The organism is Thiorhodococcus minor, assembly GCF_010820565.1.
GTDB classification, from domain to species: Bacteria; Pseudomonadota; Gammaproteobacteria; order Chromatiales; family Chromatiaceae; genus Thiorhodococcus; species Thiorhodococcus minor.
Window position 1 is genome coordinate 24,088 of the sequence record NZ_JAAIJQ010000065.1, and the last position, 9,218, is coordinate 33,305.

Sequence of the window (9,218 nt, forward strand, 5' to 3'; positions counted from 1 at the left end):
GCGTTCAGTGTTTTTGGGGATACGCCGCCAGGGAGGGAAGCCGATGCCAGACGGCGAGCATAGAGGCTGGTACAAGTACGGCAAGCTACCGCATTTCGACCAAGCAGGCCTCTACCGATCCATCACCTATCGCCTGGATGACAGCTTGCCGCTTAGGGTACTTCGCAGGCTCGAGCAAGAGTTGGAAGAGATCAATGCGACCAAAGCCGCTCGCGAAGCCACGCGGCGTCGGCGGATCGAAATCTTCCTGGATGCAGGCTATGGCTCATGCATTTTGCGGCATCCGCACAACGCAAATTTGGTGATGGAGGCTTGGCGCCGTTTCGACGGCGAGCGTTATGACCTGATCATTGGCGTGGTTATGCCGAATCATGTGCATGTCCTGGCAAGGATCTATCCGGGTACCCGGCTCGGTGATTTGCTCGACGCTTGGAAGAGCTTTACCTCACGACGCTTTCAGGCTGACGAGGCGCTGGGGTACGTGCCGCGTTGGCAACGGGGCTACTGGGATCGGTTCATCCGGGACGAGGCGCATTATCGAACGACGGTGAGCTACATCGCGTTCAATCCAGTGACGGCCGGGCTCGCGAAATCGCCCGAGGAGTGGCCTTATCTGGCACTCGGGCGCGGCGTCGAGCTCGCAAGTGTCGCCCTGGAGGGCGACACTCCCAGCACCGCTTCGCTGGGAGTGTTGGCCTCCAGGTCAACACGATTCGAACGCGGGTCTGACGACACCGAGTGACACTCCGCTCTCTTTATGAATCTAAACTTCGTGCTCTCATTTCCACCCTTTTTTAAACCGCGACGTTTCGAGCGTACTTCCCCGTCAAGGAGACGGAACAAATCGCGTCTAGGGCTGCCACTGTCTGCCGCAGTTGTCCTGCTCGCCGCCTGCACCCAGCAGCCGGATCCCGTGCTCGAGATCGACGGCCCCACCATGGGGACCTACTACTCGGTCAAGATCGCCCGGCCTGCCGAGGGACTGACGGCCGAGGATCTGCGGCCGAAGATCGAGGCGGTTCTAAACGCCGTGGTCGCCGAGATCTCGACCTACGACGAGACCTCAGAGCTGTCTCGCCTCAACCGGAATTCGAGCGCCGACTGGATCCCCGTCTCGCGGCATCTGCTCGACGTCATCGCCGAGGGGCAGCGCATCGCCAAGCTCACCGACGGTGCCTTCGATGTCACCATCGGTCCCTTGGTCAACCTCTGGGGCTTCGGCCCGGAGCGGCCGCGCGACGCTGTGCCGACGGCGGCGGAGATCGCGGCCGCCAAGGCGCGCGTCGGCTGGCAGAAGCTCGCGCTGAGGGACGACCCTCCCGCCGTGCGAAAGGCCCGGCCGGATCTCTACATCGACCTGTCCGCTCTGGGAGAGGGCTATGGCGCGGACCGCGTCGCGGCCTGGCTGGATGAGCAGGGCGTGGCCGATTACATGGTCGCCGTGGCTGGGGCCATTCGCGCCAAGGGGTTGAACGCCAAGCGCGAGCCCTGGGCGATTGCCATCGAGCAGCCGATGCCGGATCGGCGCGCGGTGCATCGCGTCATCCCCATCTCGGATCGCGCGCTCTCCACCTCCGGCGACTACCGCAATTTCTTCGAGAAAGACGGCAAGCACTACTCGCACGAGATCGATCCGCAGACTGGCGCGCCCGTAGGGCGTCAGCTCGGCTCTGTCACTGTCGTGGGGGATGTCGGGATGGTCGTCGACGGCCTGGCGACCGCGCTCATGGTGCTGGGGGCCGAGAAGGGGCCGGCTTTGGCGGATGCATCCGGCATAGCCGCCTATTTCATCGTCCGCGAAGGCGAGACGATTCGCGGATTCGGGTCACGGGACTTTCAGGCTGTCCTGAAGGTGGCGGGCGGTGCGGAGTAGGGCGTCAACAGGAGCCCATCGTCATTTAGATGGCTTGGCTTCAATAGAGAGTATTTAGGAATTTTGCCCATCTCGGTCTGCCGCCGCGCGTAGCCACTCAGAATCTGGTGCAGCGCGCTTCGCCCTGGCTCCAAGTGCTTGAAAGCCCGGCTGGGATCAGAGGTCTCATCGGCCGTTGTGGCTGCCTGGGGCGCTTGGGAGCTGGCTATCAGGCTAGTGTGATCGGCGTCACACACCCTGCGCCATTGAAAAATGGGGGCGACGAGGCAAAACGCCAAGGCCTTTATGTTAAAGTTCCGTGCCGTTTTTTGCGGCTGATCGGTCTGTCTGCTGCAGTATCCCGACCTTGCGATTGGCCGCTTCATTGGATCGGCTCAAACCAACAAATCCCGTAACGGGGGGATGTCAATGTCAACAGATTTTGTCCTTTGGTTCGCGATCGGCGCAGGGGCGCTCGCGGTGATCTTCGGGCTTGTCGTCGTGGCCTGGATCAACGCGCAGTCGGCTGGCTCCGAGCGTATGCAGGAGATCGCGGCGGCCATTCAGGCCGGCGCGCAGGCTTACCTCAATCGTCAGTACAGCACCATCGCCATGGTGGGTGCCGCACTCTTTCTCGTGCTCTGGCTCCTGCTCGACCTGGCGACGGCTGGCGGGTTCGCGATCGGCGCCGTGCTCTCGGGCCTGGCCGGGTATATCGGCATGAATGTGTCGGTCCGCGCCAATGTTCGCACCGCGCAGGCTGCAACCGTTAGCCTCGAGTCCGCCCTTGCCATCGCCTTCCGCGGCGGCGCCGTCACCGGCATGCTGGTCGTCGGTCTGGGAATTATCGGGGTGGCCGGCTACTTCCTGTACCTGGGCGCGGACGAAGCTGCGCTGCATGCGCTCATCGGTCTTGCCTTCGGCGGCTCGCTCATCTCCATCTTTGCCCGATTGGGCGGCGGTATCTTCACCAAGGGCGCCGACGTCGGCGCAGACCTGGTCGGCAAGGTCGAAGCTGGCATTCCGGAAGACGATCCACGCAACCCGGCGGTCATCGCCGACAACGTGGGTGACAACGTCGGCGACTGCGCCGGCATGGCGGCCGACCTCTTCGAGACCTACGCCGTGACCATCATCGCCACTATGGTCCTGGGTGGCCTGCTGTCGAAGGCCGCTGGCGGCTTCGACATCAACTTCGTCATCTACCCGCTCGCGCTTGGCGCGGTCTCGATCCTTGCCTCCATCGTCGGCGCTTACTTCGTCAAGGCGAACGAGGGCGGACGCATCATGACCGCGCTCTATAAGGGCACCGCGATTGCCGGCGGGCTCGCGTTCATCCTGTTCGCGGTCGTGACCGGGCTCCTCATGGGCGATCACTTCTTCTCGCTGCTCTTCTGCGCCCTCATCGGTCTCGGCCTGACCGCCGCGCTGATGGTCATCACCGAGTACTACACCGCCACCGAGTTCCATCCGGTTCAGTACGTTGCCCAAGCCTCGCAGACCGGTCATGCGACCAACGTCATCGCGGGTCTCGCCATCTCCATGAAGTCCACGGCCCTGCCGGTTCTCTCGGTCTGTATCGCCATCTGGGCCTCCTACATGGTCGCCGACCTCTATGGCATCGCCATCGCTGCGACCGCCATGCTGTCCATGGCCGGGATGATCGTCGCGCTCGACGCCTATGGCCCCATCACCGACAACGCGGGCGGCATCGCCGAGATGTCCGGTCTGCCCGAGGACGTGCGCAAGACCACCGACGCACTCGACGCCGTCGGCAACACCACCAAGGCCGTCACCAAGGGCTACGCCATCGGCTCCGCCGGCCTGGCCGCGCTCGTGCTCTTCGCCGACTACACCCACAATCTGGAAGCGGTCGGCAAGATGCAGGACTTCATGCTCTCCGACCCGGCCGTCATCATCGGTCTCTTCATCGGCGGTCTGGTGCCCTACCTCTTCGGCGCCATGGCGATGGAGGCCGTTGGCCGTGCCGCCAGCTCGGTCGTGATGGAAGTGCGGCGTCAGTTCAAGGAGATCAAAGGCATCATGGACGGGACGGCCAAGCCGGACTACACCCGTGCCGTCGATCTGCTGACCAAGGCCGCCATCAAGGAGATGATCGTTCCCTCGCTGCTGCCGATCCTGGTGCCCGTCGCGGTCGCTATCGGTATGAACATCCTCATGGGCGACGGCGCCGGTATCCGTGCGCTGGGCGGTATGCTGATCGGGACCATCGTGACCGGTCTCTTCGTGGCCATCTCCATGTGTACCGGTGGCGGCGCTTGGGACAACGCCAAGAAGTATGTCGAGGAAGGGAACTTCGGTGGCAAGGGCTCCGATGCCCACCATGCGGCTGTCACTGGCGATACTGTCGGCGACCCCTACAAGGACACCGCCGGTCCCGCCATCAACCCGCTGATCAAGATCATCAACATCGTGGCACTGCTGCTGGTGCCGCTGCTCTGATCTCGGGGACCTGATCCCGGGAGCAAGGATGCTCCGACACAATGAAGAAAGGCGCAGCTGAGCTGCGCCTTTCTTCGTTTTGGGGCAAGCGTGTCGGCGCTCGCCGCTTGGCGCTCTCGGCTTCGGTCATCCTAGCAAGAGCTGCCAGCCACCAACCGCCAGCTCAACGCTTTGTTTCGGAGCTGCTTTCAGCTCTTCGCTGAGTCACCCAGGGGGTGAGCGGCTGATCGGCCAGAAAATCCGGCAACTGTATGATATTCCTCCGCTGGCGGCTGGGAGCTGGAAGCTGACTGCTCCAATTAGGGGCATCGATTGGCCTGGACCCCGGTTGTGGGATGGGCAAGGGCAGAGACTGTGAAGAAATTCTGCGTAGGTTGGGCTGAGGTACGAAGCCCAACATGGCGGCTAGCCTAACGCTTTGATTGTTGGCTCCCCTGCGTCGGCCCAACCTACACCAATCTGCGATCTTCGCGGTGCGCTTGGATTACTCTCGCAGTCTCGCTCGCTCGTCCACCCGACAGGTCCGACCGACGATCGAGGCCGCGGTCTCAGGCCTCCTCGGCCACCTCGGTCCAGCCCCGCTCGAGATAGTGCTTGCGCAGGATGTCGTAGGCGAAGAAAGGATAGATGAGCCAGGAAAGCCCCGCGGTGACGATGGCGAAGAGGACACCGCCAAGTACGTGATTCCAGATGCCCTTGAAGGCGAAATAGAAGAAGCCGAACAGCAGGACCCAAAGCGGCGCGAGTGCCGGGATCTCCTCAACCGCTCCGGTTTCCGGATTCTTGAACTTCATCAGCAGTTTCTCCAATGCGCGGCTGAATGGCAGCCGTATTGCGCCCCGACCGATGTCAGGCCAGGGCGGTCTCAATGCGTCCTCTCAGTGGGGGCGTCGCGATGTGTCAGCGGCGCGCGCTGCGCGGCGCGCTTCTCAGTCAGGACGGTGAGGCGCTCAGCCTGAGTCGGGATTCTCCGCCTCACTCTAGTCGGGTCTTCTCGCCGGGCTAGATCGCTGAGGCCTGATCTTCTCGGGACGCTGCGCGAACGCCAGCGCGAGACCATACTGGAATCTTGCCCTGAGCTCTACTGCGTCGCGGGACGACTGCCATGCTTCGAAAGGGCTTCTTGCGGCGGGGCAGGGGGCAGGGGGCAGGGTGCAGGGTGCTTGGCCGAAGCGGGAGGCTGGAGCGCGCAGCCGATTCGGCTCGGAAGGGACTGGTCAGCCCATGGCTCAGGGCTGCCCGACGACGACCTCGCTGATCTGGATGACTGGCGTCAGGTCCGTGTATCTCGGTATGTCCGCCAGGATCTCCTCGGCGTGCGGACCGAAGCCCGCTTGGAAGGCCTCCACGGACTTGCAAAAGATATGGCACATGCCGACGTAGGTCGGCGGCGTGCCGGGCTCGCCGCCACCGAGCCCGCGGTCGATCGTGTAATACTTGCAATGGTCTCCCATGCGCTCCTTCACGAGGGGCAGGTGCTGATCGCGATAGTAGTCGTGATCGAAGCGGTCGTCCGCGGTGCCGGGGTACATGACACTGACCTTGATCATTCGATGTCTCCTCGAGTGGTGGTGAGCCGGCGATCTTGGCTGCCAGGCTCGGGCGGCGAAACACGGATGCCAAGCATTCTGCGAGCCAGACCCAGGGGCGTGCGTGCGCTGACCTGGATGGCGTCATGAGCCATCAGTCACCAGCGGCCGACCCACAGGGTCTGTTCCAGGCCGGCTTGCGGGTCCACGCGGAGGGCGAGTGGTCGAGCCGACAGATAAGATGGCAGCGTCCGATACGCTTTCCTTGGTAGCTGGTAGCTGGTAGCTGGTAGCTGGTAGCTGGTAGCTGGTAGCTGGTAGCTGTGTCATCCATGAGCCGCCGCTGTTCCATTCCGAGGGCCTGAGCCATGACCCTGTCCTCCCGAGCTACTTGGCTCGTCGTTGCATCCATCGCATTGGTCGGGCTTCTGATGCTGTCCGGCCTTGCCCCTTATGACCGTCCGACCTGGCTGATGGAGGTGCTTCCGGTCATGATCGCGCTGCCCGTCCTCTGGCTGAGCTATGGACGGTTTCCATTGACGACGCTGCTCTACGTGGCCATTTTCGCGCACGCGGTCGTGCTAATCCTGGGTGGGACCTATACCTACGCGAGGGTCCCGCTCGGCTTCGAGATCCAGCAGTTGCTCGGCCTGGATCGCAACCCCTATGACAAGATCGGTCACTTCATGCAGGGCTTCGTGCCCGCGCTGGTGGCTCGCGAGATTCTGATTCGAGGCGCCTTCGCCCGCGGGCGGCGCATGGTTGGCTTCTTGGCTGTCTGCGTCGCGCTGGCGATCAGCGCCTTCTATGAGCTGATCGAGTGGTGGGCTGCGCTTGCCATGGGGCAGGATGCCGATGCCTTTTTGGGGACTCAGGGCGATCCCTGGGATACCCAGTCCGACATGCTGATGGCGCTGTTGGGCGCCGTCGTCGCGATGGGCTTGTTCTCCGGACTCCAAGATCGGCAGATGCGCGGCTTGCCTGGCTCCCGGTCCGGTATATCGACTTGAGCGGGGATCTCATCAGCGATCTAGGCTGCTCAGGTGCTGGGAGCGCCGGACCCGCGATCCATCCCGAGCTCCGCCCGCTCACGCCTTGTTCCCCCCTGCGCCTTCACGGAAAATGGCGCCCTTACCCGATTCAACGACCAGGGGCGCTGACCTTATGACGGAAAAGCGAAGCTCGATCCACGGCCAATGGTCCTCCAGGTTCATCTTTATCCTGGCCGCGGTCGGTTCCGCCGTGGGGCTGGGCAATATCTGGAAGTTTCCCTACATCACAGGCGAGAACGGTGGCGGGGCCTTCGTGCTCGTCTATCTCGTCTGCATCGCGCTGATCGGTGCCCCGATCATGATCGCGGAGATCCTGCTGGGGCGGCGCGGGCGGCAGAGTCCGATCAACACCATGCGCGCCCTGGTGCAGGATGAGCAGGCCCATCCCGCCTGGTCGCTGCTCGGCTGGGGCGGCGTCATCACTGGGTTCCTGATCCTCTCCTACTACAGCGTGATTGCCGGCTGGGCGCTCGCCTACGTCTTCCGCGCCGCCGCCGGCGCCTTCAACGGGGCGACTGCAGAGATGGTGGGGGCGCAGTTCGACGGCCTGCTGAGCTCGCCCGAGTCCGTGCTCGCCTGGCACACCATCTTCATGGTCATGACCATGGTCGTGGTGGCCAGGGGAGTGCGGGGCGGTCTCGAAAAGGCCGTGACCTTTCTCATGCCGGCACTCTTCGTTCTGCTACTGGTCTTGGTGGGCTATGCGATGAGCCTGGGGGCCTTTTCACAGGGGCTCGACTTTCTCTTCAGCCCGAACTTCGAGAAGGTCTTCTACAGCTGCGAGGCGACCGCGGCCGGTGTCGAGCAATGTCACTTCACCGGTGAGCCCATGCTGGTCGCGCTTGGCCACGCCTTTTTCACCCTGAGCCTGGGCATGGGCGCCATCATGGTTTACGGATCCTACATGCCCGCCAAGGCCTCCATCGCGCGCGCGACCTTCGCCATCGTCTTGGCGGATACCGGGGTTGCATTGCTCGCCGGCATGGCGATCTTCCCGATCGTCTTCTCCAACGGGCTGGAGCCGGCGGCCGGACCCGGTCTCATCTTTCAAACGCTGCCGATCGCCTTCGGCGCCATGCCGGCCGGCCAGCTCTTCGGAACCCTGTTCTTCGTGCTGCTGGTGTTCGCCGCCTGGTCGTCCGCCATCTCGCTGATCGAGCCGGCGGTGGCCTGGCTGGTCGAGAACCATGGCATGAAGCGCGTGCCCGCGGCGGCCTTCGTGGGGATGCTCGCCTGGTTCCTGGGGATCGGCACCGTGCTTTCCTTCAACCTGCTGTCCGGCGAGGAGTTCCAGCTCTTCGGCAAGACCATCTTCGACTTGCTGGACTACCTGACCGCCAACATTCTGCTGCCGCTCGGAGGACTCTTCATCGCGCTCTTCACCGGCTGGGTCATGTCGCGCTCGGCGTCGCTGGACGAGCTTCGCATGCGGGACGGCATCGGTTACAAAACCTGGTCGCTGCTGGTGCGCTATGTCTCACCTCTGCTGGTTGCCATCGTCTTCTTCAACGCCATAGGCATCATTTAGCGGGAGCGCTCGCATGCTGCACGAGTTCGTCGATTGGGTTCTCCTAACGGTCGATGGATGGGGATACACGGGTATCTTCATCCTCATGGCCATCGAATCCAGCCTCATCCCTTTCCCGAGCGAGGTGGTCCTGATTCCTGCGGGCTATCTCGCCTATCAGGGGTCGATGAGCCTGGCGATGATCCTAGTCTCGGCGGTGCTCGGGAGCCTGTTGGGCGCCTTCTTGAACTACGGATTCGCGCTCCTGGTTGGGCGTCCGTTTCTGGAGCGTTACGGCAAGTACTTTTTTGTGCGGCCGACGCTCCTCCACAAGACCGACGCCTTCTTCGAGCGGCACGGGGCCATCTCGACCTTTACCGGACGACTGATTCCCGGCATCCGCCAGCTCGTCTCGCTGCCGGCTGGACTCGCCCGAATGCGGATTTGGACCTTCGCCGTCTACACGGGCATTGGGGCGGGCATCTGGTCGGCCGTGCTCATTGCCTTGGGCTTCTTCATCGGCGGCAACGAGCAGCTCATCCAAGACAACCTGCCCCTGGTCACTGCCGGGGCGCTGGCGTTCGTCGGCATCACGCTCGCTGGATACTACATCTGGCAGCGCCGGCAGCCGGCGTCGATGGATTGACCGCAAGAGCGCGGTTGCGCCTCAACGCGCACGAAGCGCGCAACCGATTTCAATACACTGCCCACTGCCCACTGAGCCCTGTGCGCTATACGCAATTCGCAAGAGGAACTACTAGCGACGCACGAGGGGAGGGGTGAAGGGTTTCGCGTAGACACATCACAGAGCACAA

8 protein-coding genes are annotated in these 9,218 nt (G+C 63.1%); 6 read left to right on the forward strand and 2 right to left on the reverse strand.

From position 1 onward, the window contains the following. Positions 1 to 43: 43 nt before the first annotated feature. From G3446_RS18635 to G3446_RS18645, 3 genes are all read left to right on the forward strand, one after another. A complete protein-coding gene (locus tag G3446_RS18635) occupies positions 44 to 742 on the forward strand; it encodes an REP-associated tyrosine transposase (protein ID WP_164454340.1) in 699 nt (232 codons plus the stop codon). Positions 743 to 913: 171 nt separating this feature from the next. Then, positions 914 to 1,873 (forward strand): FAD:protein FMN transferase, encoded by a 960-nt coding sequence (locus tag G3446_RS18640; protein WP_342450157.1) that lies wholly within the window; start codon positions 914 to 916, stop codon positions 1,871 to 1,873. A 408-nt stretch (positions 1,874 to 2,281) separates the two neighbouring features. After that, positions 2,282 to 4,315, forward strand: a complete 2,034-nt coding sequence (locus G3446_RS18645; RefSeq protein ID WP_164454342.1) for a sodium-translocating pyrophosphatase — start codon at positions 2,282 to 2,284, stop codon at positions 4,313 to 4,315. Between the two features lie 548 nt (positions 4,316 to 4,863). On the opposite strand, the gene G3446_RS18650 is transcribed toward G3446_RS18645, so the two are convergent. Together G3446_RS18650 and G3446_RS18655 are read right to left on the reverse strand one after the other, a co-directional pair. Next, a complete protein-coding gene (locus tag G3446_RS18650; protein ID WP_164454343.1) occupies positions 4,864 to 5,109 on the reverse strand; it encodes a DUF4175 domain-containing protein in 246 nt (81 codons plus the stop codon). A 435-nt stretch (positions 5,110 to 5,544) separates the two neighbouring features. Beyond that, positions 5,545 to 5,865, reverse strand: a complete 321-nt coding sequence (locus tag G3446_RS18655) for an EthD family reductase (protein WP_164454344.1) — start codon at positions 5,863 to 5,865, stop codon at positions 5,545 to 5,547. Positions 5,866 to 6,212: 347 nt separating this feature from the next. On the opposite strand from G3446_RS18655, the gene G3446_RS18660 reads away from it, so the two are divergent. From G3446_RS18660 to G3446_RS18670, 3 genes are all read left to right on the forward strand, one after another. Then, positions 6,213 to 6,854, forward strand: coding sequence for a DUF2238 domain-containing protein (locus tag G3446_RS18660; protein WP_164454345.1), 642 nt, complete (start codon positions 6,213 to 6,215; stop codon positions 6,852 to 6,854). A 154-nt stretch (positions 6,855 to 7,008) separates the two neighbouring features. Beyond that, positions 7,009 to 8,424, forward strand: a complete 1,416-nt coding sequence (locus G3446_RS18665) for a sodium-dependent transporter (RefSeq protein ID WP_164454346.1) — start codon at positions 7,009 to 7,011, stop codon at positions 8,422 to 8,424. A gap of 13 nt (positions 8,425 to 8,437) precedes the next feature. Continuing rightward, a complete protein-coding gene (locus G3446_RS18670; protein WP_164454347.1) occupies positions 8,438 to 9,049 on the forward strand; it encodes a DedA family protein in 612 nt (203 codons plus the stop codon). Positions 9,050 to 9,218: the final 169 nt, after the last annotated feature.

Excerpts from the sequence above, each read along its gene's own strand:
- G3446_RS18635 (WP_164454340.1), top strand. The coding sequence starts at position 44 with ATGCCAGACGGCGAGCATAGAGGCTGGTACAAGTACGGCAAGCTACCG.
- G3446_RS18645 (WP_164454342.1), top strand. The coding sequence starts at position 2,282 with ATGTCAACAGATTTTGTCCTTTGGTTCGCGATCGGCGCAGGGGCGCTC.
- G3446_RS18650 (WP_164454343.1), bottom strand. The coding sequence starts at position 5,109 with ATGAAGTTCAAGAATCCGGAAACCGGAGCGGTTGAGGAGATCCCGGCA.
- G3446_RS18655 (WP_164454344.1), bottom strand. The coding sequence starts at position 5,865 with ATGATCAAGGTCAGTGTCATGTACCCCGGCACCGCGGACGACCGCTTC.
- G3446_RS18660 (WP_164454345.1), top strand. The coding sequence starts at position 6,213 with ATGACCCTGTCCTCCCGAGCTACTTGGCTCGTCGTTGCATCCATCGCA.
- G3446_RS18665 (WP_164454346.1), top strand. The coding sequence starts at position 7,009 with ATGACGGAAAAGCGAAGCTCGATCCACGGCCAATGGTCCTCCAGGTTC.
- G3446_RS18670 (WP_164454347.1), top strand. The coding sequence starts at position 8,438 with ATGCTGCACGAGTTCGTCGATTGGGTTCTCCTAACGGTCGATGGATGG.